Raw genomic sequence first — 22374 nt, 5'->3', positions numbered from 1 at the left:
CCGGCCGATAGACAGCGCCGCACCACCGCGCTATCTCATTTCGGGGTTCTTGCAGGCTTGTTGGGGTTGGTGATGGAAATTGTATCTGGAACAGTTTTGCGGCTGGCGGACGACGCCTCGGTCCAGCATGTCGGCGATGGTGCCGTCGTGCTTCTGGCGCGCAGCGGCCAGCTTTATACCTGCAACGGCACAACCGAAGCCTTTCTCGACAAGGTCGATGGTGCGCGCAGCCTCGATCAGATCGTCGGCCTGCTTTGCGCGGAGTTCGAGGTCGACAAGGATACGCTCGACGAGGACATGGCGGCATTGGCCGCCGATCTGGTCTCGGAAGGCATCCTCGCCGGCCCAGGTGCTTGATGGCTGAGGGTCGCGCTTGATGGCTGACGGTCCGCTCCTGCGTGCCTTGTTTCGCTGCCATCTCTGGGCAAGCGCGCGGCTGATGCCGGCCCTCATTGCCAACCGCAGCTTCGAGGATGTGCTGAAATGGGCCCCGCTCGCCTCCGCCACGCCCTATCGCGGCCTGCCGGCCACCTACATCGTCGCTCGCGTCAACCGCATCGTGCGCCATCCCTGGCTGATGCGCGACCGCAGATGCCTAAGGGAAGGCCTGCTCGGTCATCGTTTCCTGCGCCTCGCCGGCTTCGATCCGGAGCTGCGTTTCGGCGTCGATCCGAAGTCGCTGCAGACGCCACGCGTCTCGGCGCATTGCTGGGTCTGCCTCGACGGCAGGCCGGTGGTCAGTGACAGCCTTCCCGGCATGGTCGAGATCTATCGCCACCATGCCGATGCCTCGAAGGTGCGCTCCGCTTGACCAGGCCTTCCGTATGCTATGGCCTCAACGGCCAAATCTTCGGCATATCGGCCGAACGCCCCGAACTGTGGCAGGATTTCGACAGGATGCTGGGCATCCTGCGCATCGAAGATGCCGTCGAACCTAATTTCCACCTCGATATCACCGAGGCGGATGTCCTGGACGAGGCACCCGGCGGATCGCTTGTCTTCGACGGTGAGATACCGGAGGATGGCTACTGCCGTATGGTCGTGGACGGCGGCACCGTCCATCTCGTCTTTCCCGAACGCCAGACCGTTGCGATCAATGACGAGGAAGGTTGGGCAAAACTGCGGGTTCGCCCCGGCGCGAAAGCGCCCTGGACGCCGTCGATGCTGGTGCTGGACGCCGCACTCGACACCGGCGGCCAGCATATGCTGCACACCGCCGGGCTGACGCTGCCAGGCCACGATGCCGTCGTGCTGATCCATGCGCCGAGCGGCACCGGCAAGACCACGACATCGCTGGCGCTGGCAACGCAAGGTTTTGGTCTCTGCTCCGACGATGCCATGATCCTGGATCTGGCCGCCGACAAGCCGCTGGCCTGGGGGCTGCCGCGCCACGTCAAGATCCACCAGAAGACCGCTGAAATGATCCCGCAAGTGTCGCCATGCCTCGGCCCGTCATGGGACCGCAACGGCGAACAGGCCGTCTCGCTGCAGCGGTTGAGCGAGATCGTCCGCATCGAAAGCCCGACTGCCAGGCCGGTGGCGGCCCTGCTGCACCTCGCGCGGTCCGCAGACAGCGAAACCCGGCTCGTGCCCATGGCCCGGACCGACGCAATGGTGGCGCTGGCGATAGACAATGTCCGCACCGGCATGACCGGCCTGTTGCCGTCGCAGAAGCGCCGGCTGGCGACGATCGGCAGGCTGGTGTCGTCGGTGCCGACTTTCACGCTGGAGGTGGGCGCACGTCCTGCCGACGCGGCTGCGCTGATCATCGCCACATTGACCAAGCAGGACTGAACCGGAGCTTCAGGCTGCGTACGGCCTGGCCTTGGCGAGCCGCTGGATCCAGCGGAAGGCATCGCGGCGCAGGCGCGAGCCGATTTTTTCCCGGGAATTGACCCTGAGCAGCGTATTCGTTGTGATCAGTCGCTTGGCCAGCATTATCGAGAGGTCGGGTTTGATTCGCCCGGCAAGCTCAAGGGCATGCTGTTCGCCGAACAACTGGCCGGTCACATTGAGGACGATCGCCAGTTCGAGCTCGATGCCGGTCATACGGGCGGCATCGAGCAGGCGGGTTTCCGATTCGGCCGATTGCAACGCCCGCACGCCTTGCAGCACGTCGACGCAAAGCTGCAGCCGATGGAACTTGTGGCCGCCGGCGGCATGCACGATGGCAATCGTCAAGAGCGCTGCCGGCGTGTCCGTCGCCTCTCCGTCGATAATGCCCAATTCGCGAAAACCCAGTGACAGGCGCCGCCGCATGCCGGTGTCGTGCACCAGGTCGCCATGCAGTTCGACCAGCAGGCTCGAATTCTCCTTTTCCAGCCATTTGAATTCCTGCAGCTGGTAGGATTCGGCCTCGTTGCTGCCGAGTTCGAAGCCGCATGCCGCAATCACCTGGTTCGCCCGCGCCAGGTTGGCGGGTTCGACGAGGATGTCGATGTCGGTGAACGGCCTGTCGGATACGTTGCGATAAAGCTTTCGCGCGAAGACCGGTCCCTTGACGATTCGCGCCGGAATGCCTTGCGCCGCCATCCCCTTCATGATGCGGTCGCCGTGATATTGCAGAAGCATCGACTGGCCGGTGGCGATCGTTGCCTTGTCGCGCAAATCGTCCAGCTTCTCCCGCAAGCCGGCGTCCGGCGGCAGACGCGCGTCGCCGCGTTCCCCAAGTTTGCGCAGCATGATCGGCAGGATGCCGTGGAATTCGGCATTGTCGAGCAGCGCCGACAGAGCCTTTGCCGACAATTCCTCGCCGATGGCCGCTGCCTCCGGATCGGCGAAGCGCAGCAGCAGTCTTTCTTCGGCGGAGGTGAGGGATGGCAGCATCAACCGGACAAATGTTGCGTGGATTGGCCGGAATGGTTGCAGAAAAGCGTGAACGAAGCCAGCGTCACATGCCCCAGCGCAACGCCGCTGTGTGGACAGGCGCATCCCACCAGCCGGTCATCTCGTCATCCAGCATGGTCAGCGTGATCGAGCAGCCGGCCATGTCGAGCGAGGTGACGTAGCTGCCGACCAGCGAGCGGGTAATCGTCACGCCGCGCTTCTCGAAAATCTTTCGCGCACTGTTGTACATCAGATAGAGTTCCATCAGCGGCGTGCCGCCGAAGCCGTTGACGAACAGCAGCGCCGGGCCTTTCGCCCTGTCGCCGAGATCGCCCAGGATCGAGGCGCAGATTTCCTCGGCGATCGCGTCAGCGCTCTTCAACGTGTCACGGCGGCGGCCGGGTTCGCCATGGATGCCGACGCCGAACTCCATCTCGCCGTCACCGATGTCGAAGGTCGGCTTGCCGGCGGCCGGCACGGTGCCACTGGTCAGCGCCACGCCCATCGAGCGKGTRGCSGCGTTKACGCGSTCGCCCAGCRCCTTCAAMGGCTTCAGCGCCAGGCCWTGCTCGGCCGCSGCGCCGACGATCTTTTCCACCACCAGCGTGCCGGCGACGCCACGCCGGCCGGTCGTATAGGACGAATTCTCGACGGCGACGTCGTCATTGGTCACCACCTGCAGGATGCCATCAGACATTTCCGCCGCCATGTCGAAGTTCATCACGTCGCCCTCGTAATTCTTGACGATGAACAGGCAGCCGGCGCCGCTGTCGACGGCCTGCGCCGCCGCCAGCATCTGGTCCGGCGTCGGCGAAGTGAACACCTGGCCGGGGCAGGCCGCGTCCAGCATGCCATGGCCGACAAAGCCGCCATGCAGCGGCTCGTGGCCCGAGCCGCCGCCGGAGATCAGTGCCACCTTGCCCGGCCGCAAGGTCCTGCGGCGGATGAATTTATGCTCCTCGCCAAGCACAAGGATGTCGGCATGGGCGGCGACGAAACCGTCGAGGCTCTCGGTCAGCACCGTGTCCACGGCGTTCATAAATTTCTTCATGGCGTCCTCCCAAACAGCCCGGCAAGAAATGGTCAGCTGCCACCCTTGCCGGCGATGCTGGTGATCTTCTGGATGAATTCGTTGATCGCCCGGTCGAGCGCCGCATTCTGCTTGTCGTCGCCGAAATCGGGCACGACAAGCGACACATGCCGCGTCTTGCGCATGCCTGCCGCGATCGACATTTTTCCCGGATGCGCCTGATGGTAGGCGGCGAGGAACTGATCCCGCTCGGCCGGGCTGAAATGGCAGACAGAAAAGATCGAAGGCAGATGCTTTGACGGGATAGGGATCGTATAGGCCGGGCTCGAGATCTGCGTCACGAAACTGCGGTGCTTGCCAAGCGCATCGGCGAGGCGCTGGCGCATGCCGGACGGGCGCTGGTCGATGACCTGAGACAGGATCGTCTTGTAGGCGCGGATCGCCTCTTCGGAACCGGGTTCGGGTTTGATGTCGACCATGCCAGCCTACACCGAAACATCAGCGATGGCCGCCTTGGCCATGGCGAGTTGCGCCGGCGCGACGGAAAGATCGCGCAAACCGGCTTCGAGCAGCGCCGGTATCGCGGCCGGATCGCCACCGGCATCGCCGCACAGGCTGACAGGAATGCCGGTTTCCCGTCCAAAGGCCGTGACCGAGCCGATCAGCCGCAGCACGGCGGGATGGCGGACCGAATTGAGGTGGGCGACCGCGGCGTTGTCTCGCGCGGCCGCCATCACATATTGCGTCAGGTCGTTGGAGCCGATCGAGAAGAAGGCGACGCCGGTGAATGCCTCCGGCGCGATGGCGACTGAAGGCACCTCGACCATGATGCCCAGCGGCGGCATCTTYTGCGCGACGCCGCGCGCTGCAAGCGCCGCCTGTTCCTCCACAAACAATGCGGTTGAGCGTTCATACTCCTCTGCAACGGCGATCATTGGAAACATGACCTTGAGATTGCCGTGTGGCGCGGCGCGCAGCAATGCCCGGATCTGTACGCGAAAAATGTCGAGCCGCGCCAGCGACAGCCTGATTCCGCGCAGGCCAAGGAACGGATTGCTTTCCTCAGTGGTGAAGCCCGGCACCGGCTTGTCGCCGCCGGCATCGACGGTGCGGATCGTCACCGGTTTCTCCCCGGCCCATTCGAGCACCTTGCGATAGGCGCGATACTGCGTCTCCTCATCCGGCAATGTCTTGCCGAACAGGAATTCGGTGCGCATCAGYCCGACRCCGTCGCAGGTSGMRATGTCGATGCYGTCGACRTCSGACGGRTCGGCRATGTTGACCTGCACGCGCACCGCCGTGCCGGCCTTGGTCACCGCCGGCCGCGCCAGAAAAGTTCGCGCCTTGCCCTGGCGGGCTGCGAAAGAAGAGGACGACTGCCGGAACGAACCGATCTCTGCCGGCGAGGGCGCTAGCACGATACTGCCGTGCTCGGCGTCGAGCAGCGCAACGCCTGCGAGATCGGCAGGCGGTTCGCGCAGACCCACGACCATCGGCACGCCACGCGAGCGCGCCAGCATGGCGACATGGCTGGCCGTGCTACCCGCCTTCAGCGCGATGCCGCCGCCATTGCTCCAGTCGGTTTCGAGAAAGCGCGTCGGTGCGATGTCCTCGCCGCAGAGAATGGCACCGGCAGGCGCTGTGCTGCCACCGTCCTCGGTCAGGGCGCGCAGCACCTGGTCCCTGATGTCGCGCAAATCCGTGGCGCGGGCGCGGAAATAGTCCTGGTCCGAGGCCTCGTAGCCGGCGATCTCGGCATCGAGTGCCTGCCGCCAGGCCACGTCGGCGGTCCGCCCGGAAGCGATCGACGCGAAGGCCGGGCCGCTCAGCGCGTCGTCTTCCAACATGGCGATGTGGAATTCGAGGATGCCGGCGGCGTCGCTGTCGGCGGTTTCGACCATTGCCGAAAGCCGGTTCACGGCCTTGCCGATCGCGGCTTCCAGCGATGTCTTCTCTTCCGCTGATGTGGCTTTACCTGCATAGACGGCCGACGGCCGGTCGAGGTCGAACAGCGGTCCCTCGGCATAGCCGGCCGAGGCCGGAACACCCTCAATCCGCATGGCCCGCATTCCTTGCGGGCCGGCGAAGAAGCGCGCCAGCGTCAAGCTGAGCGGACATGACCGGCGTCCTCGTCGAAATCGCGCTGCACCAGATCGATCAGCGCGCTGACGGCGTCCTCGGCGCCGTCGCCGCTGGCCCTGATGTGCAGCACCGTACCTTTCGGCGCCTTGGCCGCCATCACCTTGACGATGCTCTTGGCGTCGAACCATGGCCCGTTGGCGGCAAGCGCGATTTCCACGTCGGCGGCAAAGGTCTTGGCCAGCTTGGTGAACTTCACCGAAGGACGCGCATGCAGGCCCACATCGTGGGTGATCAGGACGGTCGCTTCGGCGGCTGCGGACATTTCAGAAATCCCGTTCACTCACGACGGCGACAATTCGTGCGCCGTCGCCACGACTTCCCTGAGCGAGGCGCCGCCGGATGCCTCGGTCGCGGCCATCACCGCGCCCTCGACGATCGGCGCGTTGCAGACGATGATCTTCTGCGAACGCGGCTCGCCGATCATCTCCACCGCCATTTCCGAATTGGTCTCGGCGCCGCCGAGATCGACAAGGATGGCGACACCGGCTTCCGACCAGGCCTTGTCGATGGCGCCCATGATCGCCTCGACATTGGTGCCGAGCCCGCCATGGCCGTTTCCGCCGCACCATGCAAGCGGCACTTCGTCGCCCACCATCTGGCGTACCATGTCGGCCGTGCCCTCCGCGACCAGCGGCGAATGCGACACGATCACGATCCCGACATTGCTCATGCGTCGTCTCCGATCGCTTGGCCCAGCGTGCGCACCAGCAGTGCGGTCGAGCGCGCGCCGGCATCCATATGGCCGATCGAGCGGTCGCCAAGGAACGAGGCACGGCCACGCAGTGCCTTCATCGGCACGGTCGCCTCTGCGGCTGCGTCGGCGACGTCGGCGATTTCCGTCGCCGTCTTTCCGCCGGCGAGCGCGTCATGCACCGGCTGCAACACATCGAGCATTGTCTTCTGTCCAACTTGCGATTTGCCGCGCGCGGCCACCGCTTCGATCGCTTTGCCGAAGGCGGCCGTCAAATTGGCACGATCGGGGTTCGCCGAAATCTCCTTGCCGAGCGCTAGGAACAGGGTGCCGAATAGCGGGCCGGATGCGCCGCCCACCGTCATCACCAGCTTGGTGCCGATCGCCTTCAGGGCGTCGGGCAGCGGCTTTGCCGCGAACGCATCGGCCTCGGCCCGCACGGCCTCGAAGCCGCGCTTCATGTTCAGCCCATGGTCGCCGTCGCCGATCGCCTGGTCGAGCGCCGTCAATTCCTCGGCGTGAGCAGCAATCGTGTCGGCGGCGGCCGCGATCAGCCGGGCAAGGTTCAATGCCGCCATGTCGCCCAAAGTCCCGGTTTCCACCTTGCCGGCAGTAGCGAAAGAATGGTCACTCGACAACTGGTGCATGCGTCAGGCCGACACAAGCAGCGTGGCGGCGGCCGCGAACACCTCGGCCACCGCATGGGCGCCGGGGTCGACCACGCCCTGCAATTTCGTGCCGACATAGGCGGACCGACCGGCCTTCGCCTTCTCCATGGCAGCCGTGGCCTCGGCACCGCGCCGGGCGGCCGCCGCTGCTTCTTCCAGCCCGTTGGCGTCGAGCGCTTTCAGGGCTGGCTCCAGCGCATCGACCATCGTCCGATCGCCAATTTTTGCGCCGCCATAGAAAGTCATCCGGTCGAGCCCGGCGAGCAGCGCCTTGGCCACATCAGCGCCGCCATCCAGGGCTTGCGCTGCCGCCGTGAAGAAGATCGACARCAGCACCCCGCTGGAGCCGCCCATCGACGCGCTCAATATATCGCCTATTGCGCCAAGCGTCGCCGCGGGGTTGGCCAGCGGCAGCGTGTCGAGCCGCTCAAGAATGCTGCGCGCGCCGGTTGCCACCGTCGAGCCGGTGTCGCCGTCGCCTGCCTTGGCGTCGAGCCCGTTCAACGTCGCTTCGAGTGAAATCAGCTTCTCGCAGACCGTGACGACCAAGCGCCTGGTGCCGGCATCCTGGCTGGGCTTGTGTGCCGCACCTTGTCCGGCTGCTTTATCGATCGGCACGATAGCAGGCGCCGCGACCGGCTTTGCCGGCATCCAGGCGTGTGGGCCGACCGGCGCCAGCAAGGCCGCCTCACGCGCGGCATCCAGCCGGATCAGTGACAGCGAGAAGCCGTTCATGTTGAGTGCCGTCATCAGCGGGCCGGGGCCGATCGCCAGCTTGACGGTATTGGCCAGCGGCGAGGCCAGTACCGCATTGGCAACCAGCGACATTTCGAGCGGCGGCACCGCGCCGAGATTGTTGATCAGCAAAGCATGGCTGGCTTTCGGATCGAGCCGCGCCGCCAGGCGCTCCGCCATGATCGCCACCAGCCTGTCGGCGCTTTGCACCGCGATGCGTTCGACGCCAGGCTCGCCGTGGATGCCAAGGCCAAGCTCGCCATCATTTTCGCCGAACCTGTCCTCGTGCGGCTGGCCGGGGATCGAGCAGGACGACAGCGACATGCCGAGCGAAACAATGTCCTTTGCCGCTGCCCGCGCCGCCACTGCGATGTCGGCCAGGTCGTGGCCAGCCTCCGACAGATGGCCTGATATCTTGTGCACGAACAGGGTGCCGGCCACGCCGCGCGGCTGGGCAATGTCGGGCAGCGCGATGTCGTCGGCAACGATCACCATCTCGACGCGGAACCCTTCGGCGCGCGCCTTCTCGGCCGCCAGGCCGAAATTGAGGCGGTCGCCGGTATAATTCTTGACGATCAGCAGGCAGCCGGCCGGTCCGGTGACCGCGCGAACGGCCGCCAGCACGGCTTCGACACTCGGCGAGGCAAAGATCTCGCCCGACACCGCCGCCGTCAGCATGCCCTTGCCGACAAAGCCGGCATGCGAAGGCTCGTGCCCGGCGCCGCCGCCGGAGACGACGCTGACCTTCGTCTTGTCCCAATCGGCGCGCAGCACGACCTTGATTTCGGGATAGCCGTCGAGGCGTGCGAGGTCGCCCGAGCCAATGGTGCGCAACAGGCCGTCCAGCGCCTCGGTGACGATCGTTTCCCTGCGATTGAAAAAGTGCTTCATCGAATTCGTCCCGTATTCGCGATCGTCAACCAAAAGCGGTGTTGCCCCTTGGGCGGAAAGCACCGAAACCATTCACATCAGTCGTTGTCCGTCAGCGCCGAAATAGAGCGGCGAGCGGTAGCGGATCACCACTCTGTCGCCTTGCGCCAGATCGGTGTCAGGATCGGTCAGCGTCACCAGCTTCTTCGGCCCCACCGTCACATGCAGGTGGTTCTGGTCGCCGAGATGCTCGACCCAGTCGACGACGCCGTCGGCATGGCCATTGCTGGCTTTCTCGATCGCCAGATGTTCGGTGCGCGCGCCGATCGTCTTGGTGCCGGTCGGWGCGCCGSCATCGGGCAGCAGTCCGGYWGGCAGAAGGTTGATCGCCGGCTGGCCGAGCCKTGCCGCGACATGMAGATTTGCCGGYTCGGAATAGATCGTCCKGGGYGWGCCGATYTGCACCAGCACGCCATCGGCGAGGATGCCGATACGGTCGGCCATGGTCATCGCCTCGATCTGGTCATGCGTGACGTAAAGCATGGTGGCGCCAAGCTCTGTCTGGATGCGCTTCAGTTCGAGCCGCAGATCCGCCCGCAGCTTGGCATCGAGCGACGACAGCGGTTCGTCCATCAGGTAGATCGAAGGCTTGCGCACCAACGCCCGGCCGATGGCGACGCGCTGCATTTCGCCGCCGGAAAGCTTGGTCGAGCGGTTGGCGAGCTTGTGATGGATGCGCACCATCTTCGCCACCTCCTCGACGCGCCGGCGGATCTGGTCTTCCGGTATTTTCCGCGCCGGCGAGCGCAGCGGGAAGGCAAGATTGTCGAACACCGACAGATGCGGATAGAGCGAATACTGCTGGAACACGAAAGCGGTGTCGCGCTCGGCCGGCGACAGCGTCGTCGCGTTGTGGCCGCCGATCTCGATCGTGCCGCTGTCCGGCCGTTCCAGCCCGGCGATCAGCCGCAGCGTCGTCGTCTTGCCGGCGCCGGTCGGCCCGAGCAGCACGACGAACTCGCCGTCGGCGATGTGCAGRTCGAGAYYGTYSACGGCGRCSTGCTCGCCAAAACTCTTGGTCACGYTYTTGATGTGCACGTCAGCCATGCTGYGCTCTCCCCTGAGAGGCGGTATCGTGGACGGCGGTTCTCACCGCGCGGCCGGACCCCTTGTCGAACAGCGAAAGTCGCGCGCTGTTCAAGGCCAGGCCGACATGGTCGCCGGCATTGAGCCGGATTTCGGCCGGGACGCGCGCCTTGATGATGCCGTCCGCCGTCTCCACAGCGACGATCTGCGTGGTGCCGAGATATTCGGTGCCGTAGATGGCGCCGCGCAGCTTGGAAGCGTCGTCGAAGCGAATGTGTTCCGGCCGGATGCCGAGCGCCATGTCTGCTGGCGCGATATCCTCGCGCACCTCCGGCACCGCGACTTTCGCGCCCTGGACGACGATCTCCTTCGCGCCCTTGGTGAGCCCGCCGCCGAAGCTCAGAAAATTCATTGGCGGCGAGCCGATGAAGTCGGCGACGAACATCGTTGCGGGACGGTCATAGATCTCGCGGGGCGTGCCGAACTGTTCGATGACGCCATGGTTCATGACAGCGATCTTGTCGGCCATCGACATCGCTTCCATCTGGTCATGCGTGACATAGACCGTGGTGGCGTGGATGCGGTTGTGCAGTTCGCGCAGCTCATGGACCATCAGGTCGCGGAATTCCGTGTCGAGCGTGCCGAGCGGCTCGTCCATCAGGAAGCATTTTGGCCGTCGCACGATGGCGCGGCCGAGCGCCACCCGCTGGCGRTCGCCRCCGGCGAGACCGGARACGGATTTGTTRAGCAGATGGTCGATGCGCARSAGTTTYGCCGTCTCYTCGACGCGKKKGCGGATYTCGGCCGAMGGCATGCCTTGCGCCARMAGSGGRAAGCCGATGTTCTTGCGCACATTCATATGCGGATAGAGCGCRAASAGCTGGAASACGAAGGCGATGTCGCGCTCGCGKGCSCGSMGCATGGTGACGTCGTCGCCRCCSAGCAGGATCTCGCCGCCSGTCGGCAGYTCGAGCCCGGCGATCATGCGCAGCGTCGTCGTCTTGCCGCAGCCCGATGGGCCGAGCATGACGAAGAACTCGCCGTCCTCGACGACGAAGTTGGAATCCTGCACGGCGACGAAATCGCCGAAGGCCTTTCTCAGGTGCTGAACGCGGATTTCGGCCATGTCTATTCCGGGAATTTCGWGACGATGATGAACATCACGGTGCCGGCAAGCATGGTGATGAAGGAGTAGGTGTAGAGCGACAGCGCGAAGGGTTGGAACAGCATCAGGAAGCCGATGGCGATCAGCGCCGTCGCGATGTTTTCCATCAGGCCGCGCCTGGCCCAGACCGGCCAGCGCGATTTGCGTTTCACGGGCTTGGTCATGCTCATTTGCGCACCGCACCGAAGGTGATGCCGCGCAGCAATTGCTTGCGAAGCAGGATGGTGAAAACCAGGATCGGCACCAGGAAGATCGTCGTGCCGGCCGCAACCGCCGGCCAATCCTGGCCGCCTTCGCCGATAATGGTCGGGATGAACGGTGGCGCCGTCTGCGCCGTGCCCGAGGTCAGGAGCGCCGCGAAAGCATACTCGTTCCAGGCGAAGATCAGGCAGAAGATGGCGGTCGCGGCTATGCCGGTSGTCGCYTGCGGCARGACSGTGCGCCAGAAYGCCTGCAGCCGCGTRTAGCCGTCGATCATCGCCGCTTCYTCATATTCGCGCGGGATCTCGTCGATGAAGCCCTTCAGCAGCCACACYGCSAGYGASACGTTGACCGCSGTGTAGAGCAGGATCATGCCGAGCGCGGTGTCCGASAGGCCRAGCTCGCGGTACATCAGGTAGATAGGAATSGCGACCGCGATCGGCGGCATGAAGCGCGTCGACAGGATGAAGAACAGCAGGTCGTCGGCGAGCGGCACCTTGAAGCGCGAGAARCCATAAGCCGACAGCGTGCCGAGGAAGACCGCGCAGAAGGTCGAGCCGAAGGCGATGATCAGCGAGTTGACAAAGCGCGGCAGGAAGTTGGACGGGCCGGCGATCACCATGTTGCGCTTGCGCGTGGTTTCGTCGCAGAAGCCGGTCGCCGGTCCTAGCGAGTTGATGTATTCCGGCGTTTGCCGCGTCCGCGTCGTGAACAAATTGCAATAGCCTTCGAGGCTCGGCTGGAACAGCAGCTTCGGCGGATAGGCGATCGAGTCCGGCGGCGTCTTGAAGCTGGTGGCGAAGATCCACAAAAGCGGCACGATCGAGATCAGCGCATAGGCGATGATGATCGCGCCGGCGATGCGCTTCGAGTTGGTCGAGGGGGCGACGACCGAATGGGCTGTGGTCAGGCTCATCTCTGCTTCACCTTGTTGAGCGCCTTGACGTAGATGTTGGCGAGACCGAACACCGCGACGAACAGGATGATGGCGAAGGCCGAGGAATAGCCGGTGCGCCAGCTCTCGAACGCCTGCCGCTTCAGCGTGATCGAGGCGACCTCTGTGGTCGAGCCCGGGCCGCCGCCGGTCAGCAGGTTGACCATGTCGAACATCTTGAAGTTCTCGATGCCGCGAAACAGCACCGCCAGCATGATGAAGGGCAGCGCCATCGGCAGGGTGATCGACCAGAACTGCCGCCAGTTGGAGGCGCGGTCGACCTCGGCCGCCTCATAGATGTATTCGGGGATCGAGCGCAGTCCGGCCAGGCAGATCAGCATCACGTAAGGYGTCCACATCCAGGTGTCGACGATGATGATCGACCACGGCGCCAGCGACACGTTGGACAGCATCTGGATGCTTGTCGGTGGAATGCCGCTGACGAACGAGATGACATAAGAGAACAGGCCGATCTGCGGCTCATAGAGGAAGCGCCAGAAATTGCCGACCACCGCCGGCGACAGCATCATCGGCACCAGGATCAGCGTCGTCCAGAAGGCGTGGCCGCGGAACTTCCGGTCGATCAGCCAGGCCAGCGTGAAGCCGATCAGCGTCTGCAGCAGGATGGTCCAGAACACGAAATGCGCCGTCGTCTGCATGGCGATCCAGATGTCCTGGTCGCCGAGAATGCGCTGGTAGTTGGCAAAGCCGAGATTCTTCACCACTTCGTTCGGCCGGTTGGCCCGGTAATTCGTGAACGACAGATAGATCGCCCAGAACAGCGGGAAGATGTTGATGGCCAGCAGCAATAGGATCGTCGGCGAGATGAACAGCCAGGCGAGGCCCTTGTCGCTAATGCCCCGGACCTTGCGGGCCAACGGYTCCGGGGTCGCCCGGGCAACGTTCTCCGCAGTCCGATTGAGCATGGTAAGTCCTGCTTCGGTCACTTGGGTCGTCTCTGTCATGGAATTTATCTGAACTGCGTCCCGTGCCAAGGGTGGCACGGGACGCTCTGGGTCCTAGCTCGGGAGGAGCCGGTTACATCTTGCCGTCRTCCTGGAASACCTGGGTCCAGTCCTTGACCAGGCCGTCGAGCGCATCCTTGGCAGAGCCCTGGCCGGCGACGACATAGTCATGGAAGCGCTTCTGCGACGCCTGCAGCAGCGGCGCGTAGCTTGGCTCGGCCCAGAAGTCCTTCACGATGGCCATCGAGTCGAGGAAGGTCTGCGCGTAGGGCTGGCTGGCCGGGAASYYSGGATCCTTSACCACYGCGTTGAGGCAGGARTARCCRCCGAGCGACCACCACTTGGCCTGYACGTCCTTGTTGGCGAACCACTTGATGTATTTCAGCGCCGATTCCTGCTTGTCGGAATAGGACACCACCGAAATACCCTGGCCGCCGAGCTGCGCGAACTGGGCGCCGCCGGGACCCTTGGGATTGACGAAGTAGCCAATCTTGTCGCCGCCGACATTCTCGTCCTTCTGCAGGCCTGGCCAGGTGAAGGCGAAGTTCATGTGCATCGCCACCTGACCGGATTTGAAGGCATCGACGCCTTCACCCATGTAGCTGTTCGATGCGCCCGGAGGGGTGCAGCAATCATAGAGCGACTTGTAGAATTCCAGGCCTTTGACCGAGTCGGCCGAATTGACGAAGCCTTCCATCTCGTAGGGCTTCTTCGGGTTCTCGTACTGGAAGCCGTAGCTGTAGAGCACGTCCATGGCGCCCATGGTGATGCCTTCCGAGCCACGCTCGGTGTAGATCGAGGCGCCGTAGACGGTCTTGCCGTCGATCTGCCGCTTCTGGAAGAATTCGGCGACCTGCTTCAGCTGGTCGAAGGTCGTCGGCGGGCCGAGATCCCAGCCGTACTTTTCCTTGAATTCCTTCTGCAGCTCCGGCTTGGAGAACCAGTCCTTGCGGTAGGTCCAGCCGACGACGTCGCCCATGGCCGGCAGTGCCCAGTAGTTGGGCGTGTTCTTCGGCCATTCCGAATAGCCCACCACGGTCGCCGGCACGAAGTCGTCCATGCTGATCTTCTCCTTGTCGAAGAAGTCGTTCAGCTTGACGTAGTGGCCGTTCTCGGCCGCGCCGCCGATCCACTGGCTGTCGCCGATGATCAGGTCGCACAATTTGCCGTGCGAATTCAGCTCGTTGAGGAAGCGATCGGCATAGTTGGTCCACGGCACGAATTCGAATTTCATGCCGATGCCGGTTTCCTTGGTAAAATCCTTGGACAGTTCGACAAGCGCGTTGGCCGGGTCCCAAGCAGCCCAGCACAGTGTCAGGTCTTCAGCGTGCGCGGCGTTCGAGACAGCTGTCGACGCAACCACTGCCGAGGCCAGTCCCAACGCCATTTTCAAGCTCGATTTCATGCCTTCCTCCCATTTGCGAAACGCGCCCGGATGACGGTTTCAAGAGCCCTCAACCTCTCTCCTCAGAGGCCCAAACATGGCGGCGCCAGAGCGCGGCAGATGTTTAGTAATTTGTTTAGTGATGCAATTTTTACTAAACAACGCAAGCGAATTCGTTGCTGCGCCGCAACATGTCGAAACGCATGCTTGAAATCGTTGAGAAATGACCGCCGGATGGTTCTCCGGCAGCCGCTCAGTCCGCCTCGCCGATGACGTTGGTCTGTGGCGTCACCGGCCGGACCGGCGGCGCGGGCGGCAGCAAGGCGCGTATGTCGGCGAAGGGAAATGTCGGCTCGAAGCGAAAAGCCTCGGCCAGAGAACCGGGGACAGCGTTGCATTGACCGGCGCGAAATTCATTCTGAATGCGCGCCCTGTCGACATATTGCTCCGGCCGTTGCGAGCGGTGCGCGCGGATCGCCTGCGTCTTGATATCCCGGTAGGCTGATATGTCGACATAGTGCGTCGGCGAGAATCCGGTGCCGCCCATCGTGTCGGCATGCAGCACCGGAACCGCGAACGAGGCCGCGATGCGCACGCCGTCCGACAGTGCGCGGTGGTCGGCGTGATAGTCGTTGGGCGCATGCGTGATCACCAGATCCGGTCCGGTCTCGCGGATCAGCGTTTTCAGCGCGCCGATCAGCGCGGCATCGGCGACCAGCTCGCCATCGGGAAAGTCGAGGAAGCGTGGCGCAGCACCTAGCAGCGCCGCAGCGGCCGTTGCTTCGTCGCGACGGACACGGGCGAGAGCCGTGGCATCACTCTTGCCGCCCCTGGCGCCATCSGTGGCYAYGGCAAAAGTSAGTTCTGCGCCTTGCGCCGCATAGGCGGCCATCGTACCGAACATGAAGATCTCGATGTCGTCCGGATGCGCACCGAGCGCCAGTATTTTCAACCACTCTCTCCCCGGAAATGAAAAACGTGACGAACGGAATTCTGCTCGCCCTGATTGCCTATGCAAGCTATTCGGGCAGCGATGCCGTTATCAAGAGCCTGGGCGGACAGTTCACCGTCTTCGAGATCGGCTTCTTCGCCACCTTGTTTGCCGGTTTTTTCCTGTTCTTCACTCGCCCGGCGGGTGAACGCTGGCGCGATTTCTGGCGCATGAAGCGGCCATGGGCGGTGCAGGCTCGCGCCTGGGCCGGCATCGCGTCAGGCGTGCTCAGCGTCTATGCCTTCACCCACATTCCGCTGGCCGAAGTCTACGCTTTGATCTTTCTGGCGCCCTTGCTGGTCACCATCCTGTCCACCGTCATCCTGAAGGAAAAGGTCGGTCCCTGGCGATGGTTGGCCGTGTTTGCCGGTTTTGCCGGCGTGATGCTGGTGGTGCGGCCGGGTTTTCGTGAATTGAACCTCGGCCATTTGGCCGCCTTCGTGAACGCTTTCCTCGCCGCGACCAGCGTCATCCTGCTGCGGTCGCTCGCGCAACAGGAGAAGCGCACGTCGATGCTCGGCGTGCTTGTCGGCTATGGCCTGCTGTTCAACGGGGTCGGCACCGCCGCCACCGCGTTCACCTTGCCGAATGCCATGCAGCTTGTCTGGCTGGCGATGGCGGGCGCCTTCACCGCGGGCGGACAATTCATGCAGCTGCTCGCCGCCAAATACGCTCCCGCCAACCGCATCGCGCCGACGCATTATTCGCAGATCGTCTGGGCGGGGATCCTCGGCGCGCTGTTCTTCAAGGAATACCCCGACTGGCTGTCGCTCGTCGGCCTCGCGATCGTCGGTGGGGCCGGCCTGCTGACCATGGTGCGCGAGGAGGTACGGCTCGGCACCGTGCGCTGGAACCCGTTTTCGCGGACCAGGCTATAGGGGTCGCGCGGTTGCACGGTGACCGTGACCGCTGATATGCGGACGCGATGACGACAAGATCACTGCCGGAGCTTCCGGTATCCGCCGTGCTGCCGGCGCTGGGCGCAGCGCTCGGCGCCGGCAACAGCGCGATGCTGGTGGCGCCGCCCGGCGCCGGCAAGACGACGCTGGTGCCTCTGGCACTGCTCGATGCGCCGTGGCTGGGTGCGGGCAAGATCGTTCTGCTCGAGCCGCGCCGGCTCGCCGCCCGTGCCGCCGCGCGCCGCATGGCGCAATTGCTGGATGAGGAGCCCGGCGCCACGGTCGGCTACGCCATGCGCATGGAAAACCGCACCTCGGCCAAGACGCGGATATTGGTCGTCACCGAGGGCGTGCTGGCGCGCATGATCCTCGACGATCCCGAACTGCCCGGTGTTTCGGCGGTCATTTTCGACGAGTTTCACGAGCGTTCGCTCGACGGCGATTTCGGTCTGGCCCTGGCGCTCGACGTGCAGGGCGCACTGCGGCCGGATCTGCGTCTGCTGGTGATGTCGGCGACGCTCGACGGTGCCCGCGTCGCCAAGCTCCTGTCGGGCGCGCCGGTGATCGAAAGCGAGGGCCGCGCCTTCCCCATAGACATCCGTTACGACGAACGTCCGGCCGGTGTTCCGATCGAGGATGCGATGGCCAAGGCGATCCGCGCCGCCCTTGCCGACGAGAGCGGCAGCGTGCTCGCCTTCCTGCCCGGCCAGCGCGAAATCGAGCGCACCGCCGAACGGCTGGCCGGCAAGGTCGGCGCCGACACCGACATCGTCCCGCTCTATGGCATGCTCGACGGCAAGGCGCAGGACGCCGCGATCAAGCCGGCGCCGGCGGGACGCCGCAAGGTGGTGCTGGCGACCTCGATTGCCGAGACCTCCATCACCATCGACGGCGTACGTGTCGTCATCGATTCCGGCCTGTCGCGCCTGCCGCGCTTCGAGCCGGCCAGTGGCCTGACGCGGCTGGAAACCGTGCGGGTCAGCAGGGCCTCGGCCGACCAGCGTGCCGGCCGCGCCGGACGCACGCAACCGGGCGTCGCTGTCCGCCTGTGGCGCGCCGAGCAGACATCAGCACTTCCCGCCTTCACGCCGCCGGAAATCCTCGAAGCGGATCTCTCCGGCCTGCTGCTCGACTGCGCCGCCTTCGGCGTCGCCGATCCCACGGCGCTCGCCTTTCTCGATCCGCCGCCGGCCCCGGCCCTCAACGAGGCAAGGGCGCTGCTGCGTGCGCTCCATGCCATCGACGATGCCGGGCGCCTGACCGAAGCGGGCATGGCGATGCGCAAGCTCGCGCTGCCGGTGCGGCTGGCGCATATGGTCGCCGAGGCTGCCAGGAGCGGCCATGCTTTCGAGGCGGCCATGCTCGCCGTGTTGCTCACAGAACGCGGCCTTGGCGGCGACGGCGCCGACCTCGAACGGCGGCTGATGCGCTTTCGCGGGGAAAGATCGCCGCGCGCCACCGCCGCGCGGCAATTGGCTGAGAGGCTGGCAAGGCAGGTGGGCGGCACAAAAAACAGCGAAGCTGTACCTGCCGGTCCTTTGCTCATCCACGCCTGGCCGGATCGCGTCGCTAAGGCACGTGGCGAGCGCGGGCGCTTCGTGCTGGCCAATGGTTCCGGCGCTATGCTCGATGCCGGCGACCCGCTGGCGGGCGAGCCGTTTCTGGTCGTCGCCGACCTGCAGGGCAAGGCGCAGAATGCCCGCATAGCGGCCGCCGCGGCCATCGGCGAGGACGACATCCGCGCCACGCTGGCCGACCGGATCGAAACACGCCGGCAAACGAGCTTCGACCGCGAGCGCCGCGCCGTGCGCGTGCGTGAAACCGTGCGCCTCGGCGCCATCACGCTCGCTGAACGCATGCTGCCGGCGCCTTCCGGCGCCGAGGCCGACCGCGCCATCCTTGACGCCTTGCGSSAWCACGGGCTGTCGCTGCTGACCTGGAGCAAGGAGGCCGAGACGCTGCGCCAGCGGCTCTCCTGGCTGCATCGTGGCCTTGGGTCGCCGTGGCCCGATATGTCGGATGCCGTCCTTATTGAGCGCCTCGACGACTGGCTGCTGCCCTTCTTGTCGGGTGCGGCTTCGTTTGCCGCCATCGATCCCGGCATTGTCTCGGCCAGCATGGCCTCGCTCGTGCCGCACGATCTGCAGCGTAAGGTCGATGCGCTGGCGCCGACCCATTTCGACGCCCCGTCGGGCAGCCACGTGCCGATCCGCTATGACGGCGAATGGCCGGTGCTGGCGGTTCGCGTGCAGGAGCTGTTCGGGCTCGACCGCCATCCCTCGATCGCCAATGGCACGGTGCCGCTGACGCTCGAACTGTTGTCGCCGGCGCACCGGCCGATCCAGACCACGCGCGACCTGCCCGGCTTCTGGCGCGGCTCCTGGGCAGATGTACGCGCCGACATGCGCGGCCGCTATCCCAAGCATGTCTGGCCGGAAAACCCCCTGCTTGCCCAGGCCACCGCTCGCGCAAAACCGCGCGGGACCTAGCCTTGGGCGCTTTGCAGCTGTAATCCATGGCCATGATCAACGTTTTGCGTTCCCCCGATTTCCAGCAGAGCCAGAGACTGCGCCTCAACACGCTGATCCGGCTGCGCTGGCTGGCCATTGTCGGCCAGAGCGTAACGGTGCTCGTCGTCGCCTATGGCCTGAAATTCCCGCTGCCGGTCAGCCTGTGCTTCGCTCTGATCGCCTGTTCGGCCTGGATGAACCTGTTCCTGGCTTTCCGCTTTCCGGCCGCGCACCGGCTCACCCCGTTCGCCGCCTTCGGCATCCTGATCTTCGACAGCCTGCAGCTTGCCGGCCTGCTCTACATGACCGGCGGTCTGACCAATCCGTTTTCGCTGCTGATGACCGTGCCCGTCGTCATTTCGGCGACGTCGCTGCCGCTGCGCCTGACCTCCATTCTCGGCGGGCTGGTGATGATAGCGGCGACCTTGCTGGTGTTCATCCATCTGCCATTGCCCTGGTATGAAGGCGCGCCGCTGGCGATGCCCTTCATCTATGTCGCCGGCATGTGGATGGCGGTGCTCTCCTCGATCGCCTTCACGGCCATCTATGCCTTCCGGGTGGCGGCCGAAGCGCGGCTTCTGGCCAATGCGCTTGCCGCCACCGAACTGGTGCTGCAGCGCGAACAGCACCTTTCGGCGCTCGACGGCCTGGCGGCGGCGGCGGCGCACGAGCTTGGCACGCCGCTTGCCACCATCACGCTCGTCGCCAAGGAAATGGAAAAGGCGCTTGGCAGCGATCCGAAATACGGCGAGGACGTGAAGTTGCTGCGCTCGCAAAGCGAACGCTGCCGCGAAATCCTCAAACGCCTGACCAGCTTGTCGTCGGAGGGCGAGGCGCATCTGTCCCGCTTGCCGCTGACCTCGCTGGTCGAGGAGGTCACCGCGCCGCATCGCGACTTCGGCATCTCGATCAAGCTTCGCGCGGGCGAGCGCATCGGGCCGGAACCGGTCGGGCGCCGCAATCCGGGCGTCATCTATGGACTTGGCAATCTGGTCGAGAACGCCGTCGATTTCGCCCGCAAGAGCGTCACCGTGCGCTGGAGCTGGGACGAGGCGGCCGTGACCTTCTCGATTATCGACGACGGGCCTGGTTTTCCGCCCGAGATCATCGACCGCATCGGCGAGCCCTATATGTCGACGCGCCAGGGCAATGAAGCCGGCGGCGGCCTGGGGCTTGGCCTGTTCATTGCCAAGACGCTGCTCGAACGCTCGGGCGCCACGCTCGATTTCCGCAATTCGAGCGGCCTGGGCGAGGGCGCCGTGGTGCAGATTTCGTGGCCGAGAACGGTCTTCCTGAACCCGGAAACCGCCCCGGCCACGATGTTTGACATTGCGTAAATTGGACAATAGCGGCGCAAAACTATATCTGCGTAAAATTAAGGCAGCAGGAWTTTCGAGACGATGACAGGCGAYGARAMWATTGGYGCAATGGTTGARGGCGAGGACACCTCGCTKCTGATCGTCGAYGACGACAAGCCRTTYCTCACKCGYCTKGCCCGCGCCATGGAAACCAGGGGYTTCGTGGTCGAGACCGCCGAGAGCGTCGAGGAGGCTGTGGGCAAGGCCCGCGCCAACCCGCCGGCCTATGCCGTGGTCGACATGCGGCTTGGTGACGGCAACGGCCTCGACGTCGTCGCCGCCATTCGCGAGAAGCGCGAGGACTCCCGCACCATCATCCTGACCGGCTATGGCAACATCGCCACCGCGGTGACCGCGGTGAAGCTCGGCGCCGTCGACTATCTGTCGAAGCCGGCCGATGCCGACGACATCTTCGCCGCACTGACCCGCACCTCGGGCGAGCGCGCCGCACCGCCGGAAAACCCGATGTCGGCCGACCGCGTGCGCTGGGAGCACATCCAGCGCGTCTACGAAATGTGCGAGCGCAACGTCTCCGAAACCGCGCGCCGGCTCAACATGCACCGCCGCACGCTGCAGCGGATCCTGGCCAAGCGCGCGCCGCGCTGAGACCGAGCAGCGGAGGCGACATGCAGGATCTGAAACAGCGGCCGGTTTCCGTCTTCCGCGAATTYCTCGAYRGCGARGCGGCSGGCGGCATCATCCTGATGGTGGCGGCGGCRSTKGCGCTGATCGTYGCCAATTCGCCGCTSKCCGARACCTATTTCTCCGTTCTCCATGCCTATCTCGGCCCGCTCAGCGTCTCGCACTGGGTCAATGACGGGCTGATGGCGGTGTTCTTCCTGCTCGTCGGGCTGGAGATCAAGCGCGAGATGCTGGACGGCCAGCTTTCGACCTGGCCGCGCCGGGTCCTGCCCGGTGTCGCGGCGGCCGGCGGCATGGTGGTTCCGGCGCTGGTCTATGTCTTGATCAACCGCAACAATGGGCCGGCCTTATCCGGCTGGGCGATCCCGACCGCCACCGACATCGCCTTCGCGCTTGGAGTGCTGTCGCTGCTCGGCAGTCGCGTGCCGGCTTCGCTAAAGGTTTTTCTGACCGCGCTTGCCATCATCGACGACCTCGGCGCCGTCATCATCATCGCCATCTTTTACACCAGCGGCCTGTCGCTGGCCTATCTCGGCGCCGCCTTCGCCGTCATTGCGGTGCTCATCGTGCTCAACCGCATGCGGGTGATGACATTGGTGCCCTATCTCGTGCTTGGCGCCATCCTGTGGGTCTTGGTGCTGAAATCGGGCGTCCATGCCACGCTTGCCGGTGTCGCGCTGGCGCTGACCATTCCGCTCGAACGCTCCGCCGGGATTGGCCACGACCTCGACCACTCGCCGCTGCACCGGCTCGAGCATGGCCTGCACAAGATCGTGCCGTTCTTCGTCATTCCGATCTTCGGCTTTGCCAATGCCGGCGTTTCGCTCGCCGGCCTGAGCTTCGGCGCGCTGATCGAGCCGTTGACGCTGGGCGTCGCCGCCGGCCTCGTGGTCGGCAAGCTGGTCGGCGTGTTCGGCTCCTCCGCACTTGCAATCCGGCTCGGCCTGGCCGACCTGCCGGCTCATGCCGGCTGGTCGCACATGGTCGGCATCTCGCTGCTCTGCGGCATCGGCTTCACCATGAGCCTGTTCATCGGCCTGCTCGCCTTCGCCARCGATGTSGCMCTGCAGGAYGCGGTCAAGGTCGGCATCCTCGCCGGCTCCTTCRTCGCCGCCMTTCTYGGCGCCGCCGTGCTGCTGATGGCGCCGGCCGCGGGCGCGGCTACTGACGAGGATTAGGCCAGACAAGCGGCAGGCCGAAGGCCGTAAACAAGTCCTGGCCGAGCGGACCGACATAGACCGTCAGCAAGGCGATCTTGTCGTCGGCAGGCTCGATGA

23 protein-coding genes are annotated in these 22374 nt (G+C 64.8%); 8 read left to right on the top strand and 15 right to left on the bottom strand.

Going from position 1 to position 22374, the window contains the following annotated elements:
- Positions 1 to 72: 72 nt before the first annotated feature.
- Genes AC1DX0_RS09670 through AC1DX0_RS09660 form a run of 3 tightly spaced genes read left to right on the top strand, consistent with a single transcriptional unit; the run spans position 73 to position 1794 of the window.
- Positions 73 to 357 (top strand): PqqD family protein, encoded by a 285-nt coding sequence (locus tag AC1DX0_RS09670; RefSeq protein WP_477218418.1) that lies wholly within the window; start codon positions 73 to 75, stop codon positions 355 to 357.
- A 19-nt stretch (positions 358 to 376) separates the two neighbouring features.
- Complete coding sequence (locus AC1DX0_RS09665; protein ID WP_477218417.1) at positions 377 to 811, top strand: lasso peptide biosynthesis B2 protein; 435 nt, start codon at positions 377 to 379, stop codon at positions 809 to 811.
- On the top strand, positions 808 to 1794 hold the full coding sequence (locus AC1DX0_RS09660; RefSeq protein WP_477218416.1) for a serine kinase: 987 nt from the start codon (positions 808 to 810) through the stop codon (positions 1792 to 1794). Before AC1DX0_RS09665 ends, AC1DX0_RS09660 begins: the two co-directional genes overlap by 4 nt.
- Before the next feature lie 9 nt (positions 1795 to 1803).
- Here the strand turns inward: AC1DX0_RS09660 and AC1DX0_RS09655 are convergent, their stop codons facing one another.
- The 15 genes from AC1DX0_RS09655 to AC1DX0_RS09585 form a co-directional block, all read right to left on the bottom strand.
- Positions 1804 to 2826, bottom strand: coding sequence for a nucleotidyltransferase family protein (locus AC1DX0_RS09655; RefSeq protein ID WP_477218415.1), 1023 nt, complete (start codon positions 2824 to 2826; stop codon positions 1804 to 1806).
- 64 nt (positions 2827 to 2890) lie between these two features.
- Positions 2891 to 3877 carry a dihydroxyacetone kinase subunit DhaK gene (gene dhaK, locus AC1DX0_RS09650; protein WP_477355127.1) on the bottom strand — a complete coding sequence of 329 codons (987 nt, stop codon included), beginning with the start codon at positions 3875 to 3877 and terminating at the stop codon, positions 2891 to 2893.
- A gap of 32 nt (positions 3878 to 3909) precedes the next feature.
- A complete protein-coding gene (locus AC1DX0_RS09645) occupies positions 3910 to 4335 on the bottom strand; it encodes a hypothetical protein (RefSeq protein ID WP_477218413.1) in 426 nt (141 codons plus the stop codon).
- A 6-nt stretch (positions 4336 to 4341) separates the two neighbouring features.
- Complete coding sequence (ptsP, locus tag AC1DX0_RS09640) at positions 4342 to 5916, bottom strand: phosphoenolpyruvate--protein phosphotransferase (protein ID WP_477355124.1); 1575 nt, start codon at positions 5914 to 5916, stop codon at positions 4342 to 4344.
- Between the two features lie 41 nt (positions 5917 to 5957).
- Entirely contained in the window at positions 5958 to 6260 is a 303-nt protein-coding gene (locus AC1DX0_RS09635; protein WP_477218411.1) for an HPr family phosphocarrier protein, read from the bottom strand.
- Positions 6261 to 6278: 18 nt separating this feature from the next.
- A complete protein-coding gene (gene dhaM / locus AC1DX0_RS09630) occupies positions 6279 to 6668 on the bottom strand; it encodes a dihydroxyacetone kinase phosphoryl donor subunit DhaM (RefSeq protein ID WP_127380390.1) in 390 nt (129 codons plus the stop codon).
- The gene (gene dhaL, locus AC1DX0_RS09625) at positions 6665 to 7267 is read right to left on the bottom strand and encodes a dihydroxyacetone kinase subunit DhaL (RefSeq protein WP_477219083.1); all 603 of its coding nucleotides are present in this window, start codon (positions 7265 to 7267) and stop codon (positions 6665 to 6667) included. Before dhaL ends, dhaM begins: the two co-directional genes overlap by 4 nt.
- Positions 7268 to 7339: 72 nt before the next feature.
- On the bottom strand, positions 7340 to 8983 hold the full coding sequence (locus AC1DX0_RS09620) for a dihydroxyacetone kinase subunit DhaK (protein WP_477218410.1): 1644 nt from the start codon (positions 8981 to 8983) through the stop codon (positions 7340 to 7342).
- 72 nt (positions 8984 to 9055) lie between these two features.
- Positions 9056 to 10069, bottom strand: a complete 1014-nt coding sequence (locus AC1DX0_RS09615) for an ABC transporter ATP-binding protein (protein ID WP_477355121.1) — start codon at positions 10067 to 10069, stop codon at positions 9056 to 9058.
- Positions 10062 to 11174 (bottom strand): ABC transporter ATP-binding protein, encoded by a 1113-nt coding sequence (locus tag AC1DX0_RS09610; protein WP_477355118.1) that lies wholly within the window; start codon positions 11172 to 11174, stop codon positions 10062 to 10064. Before AC1DX0_RS09610 ends, AC1DX0_RS09615 begins: the two co-directional genes overlap by 8 nt.
- A 2-nt stretch (positions 11175 to 11176) precedes the next feature.
- A complete protein-coding gene (locus tag AC1DX0_RS09605; RefSeq protein WP_477355115.1) occupies positions 11177 to 11383 on the bottom strand; it encodes a hypothetical protein in 207 nt (68 codons plus the stop codon).
- Positions 11380 to 12330 carry a carbohydrate ABC transporter permease gene (locus AC1DX0_RS09600; RefSeq protein ID WP_477218407.1) on the bottom strand — a complete coding sequence of 317 codons (951 nt, stop codon included), beginning with the start codon at positions 12328 to 12330 and terminating at the stop codon, positions 11380 to 11382. The genes AC1DX0_RS09605 and AC1DX0_RS09600 overlap by 4 nt, the downstream gene beginning before the upstream one ends.
- Positions 12327 to 13274, bottom strand: coding sequence for a carbohydrate ABC transporter permease (locus AC1DX0_RS09595; RefSeq protein WP_027040434.1), 948 nt, complete (start codon positions 13272 to 13274; stop codon positions 12327 to 12329). Before AC1DX0_RS09595 ends, AC1DX0_RS09600 begins: the two co-directional genes overlap by 4 nt.
- 112 nt (positions 13275 to 13386) lie before the next feature.
- Positions 13387 to 14718, bottom strand: coding sequence for an ABC transporter substrate-binding protein (locus tag AC1DX0_RS09590; RefSeq protein WP_477355112.1), 1332 nt, complete (start codon positions 14716 to 14718; stop codon positions 13387 to 13389).
- Positions 14719 to 14950: 232 nt separating this feature from the next.
- Positions 14951 to 15649: a PIG-L deacetylase family protein gene (locus AC1DX0_RS09585; protein WP_477355109.1), complete on the bottom strand. Its 699-nt coding sequence runs from the start codon at positions 15647 to 15649 to the stop codon at positions 14951 to 14953.
- Between the two features lie 26 nt (positions 15650 to 15675).
- Here AC1DX0_RS09585 and AC1DX0_RS09580 point away from each other — a divergent pair, with 26 nt between their 5' ends.
- The 5 genes from AC1DX0_RS09580 (at position 15676) to nhaA (ending at position 22275) form a co-directional block, all read left to right on the top strand.
- Positions 15676 to 16566 carry a DMT family transporter gene (locus AC1DX0_RS09580; RefSeq protein ID WP_477218404.1) on the top strand — a complete coding sequence of 297 codons (891 nt, stop codon included), beginning with the start codon at positions 15676 to 15678 and terminating at the stop codon, positions 16564 to 16566.
- A gap of 47 nt (positions 16567 to 16613) precedes the next feature.
- Positions 16614 to 19076 carry an ATP-dependent helicase HrpB gene (gene hrpB / locus AC1DX0_RS09575; protein WP_477355106.1) on the top strand — a complete coding sequence of 821 codons (2463 nt, stop codon included), beginning with the start codon at positions 16614 to 16616 and terminating at the stop codon, positions 19074 to 19076.
- A gap of 26 nt (positions 19077 to 19102) precedes the next feature.
- A complete protein-coding gene (locus AC1DX0_RS09570; protein ID WP_477218402.1) occupies positions 19103 to 20434 on the top strand; it encodes an ActS/PrrB/RegB family redox-sensitive histidine kinase in 1332 nt (443 codons plus the stop codon).
- 63 nt (positions 20435 to 20497) lie between these two features.
- Entirely contained in the window at positions 20498 to 21061 is a 564-nt protein-coding gene (locus AC1DX0_RS09565) for an ActR/PrrA/RegA family redox response regulator transcription factor (RefSeq protein WP_477355103.1), read from the top strand.
- 20 nt (positions 21062 to 21081) lie between these two features.
- Positions 21082 to 22275, top strand: coding sequence for a Na+/H+ antiporter NhaA (nhaA, locus tag AC1DX0_RS09560; RefSeq protein ID WP_477355100.1), 1194 nt, complete (start codon positions 21082 to 21084; stop codon positions 22273 to 22275).
- Positions 22276 to 22374: the final 99 nt, after the last annotated feature.

The organism is Mesorhizobium sp. P3_A9 (assembly GCF_056402975.1).
Note: the sequence above shows the minus strand (reverse complement) of the source record. Positions and strands in the feature narration are given on the sequence as shown.

Coding starts and splice junctions, on each gene's coding strand:
- AC1DX0_RS09670 (WP_477218418.1), top strand. CDS start 73: ATGGAAATTGTATCTGGAACAGTTTTGCGGCTGGCGGACGACGCCTCG.
- AC1DX0_RS09665 (WP_477218417.1), top strand. CDS start 377: ATGGCTGACGGTCCGCTCCTGCGTGCCTTGTTTCGCTGCCATCTCTGG.
- AC1DX0_RS09655 (WP_477218415.1), bottom strand. CDS start 2,826: ATGCTGCCATCCCTCACCTCCGCCGAAGAAAGACTGCTGCTGCGCTTC.
- AC1DX0_RS09645 (WP_477218413.1), bottom strand. CDS start 4,335: ATGGTCGACATCAAACCCGAACCCGGTTCCGAAGAGGCGATCCGCGCC.
- AC1DX0_RS09635 (WP_477218411.1), bottom strand. CDS start 6,260: ATGTCCGCAGCCGCCGAAGCGACCGTCCTGATCACCCACGATGTGGGC.
- dhaM (WP_127380390.1), bottom strand. CDS start 6,668: ATGAGCAATGTCGGGATCGTGATCGTGTCGCATTCGCCGCTGGTCGCG.
- dhaL (WP_477219083.1), bottom strand. CDS start 7,267: ATGGCGGCATTGAACCTTGCCCGGCTGATCGCGGCCGCCGCCGACACG.
- AC1DX0_RS09570 (WP_477218402.1), top strand. CDS start 19,103: ATGGCCATGATCAACGTTTTGCGTTCCCCCGATTTCCAGCAGAGCCAG.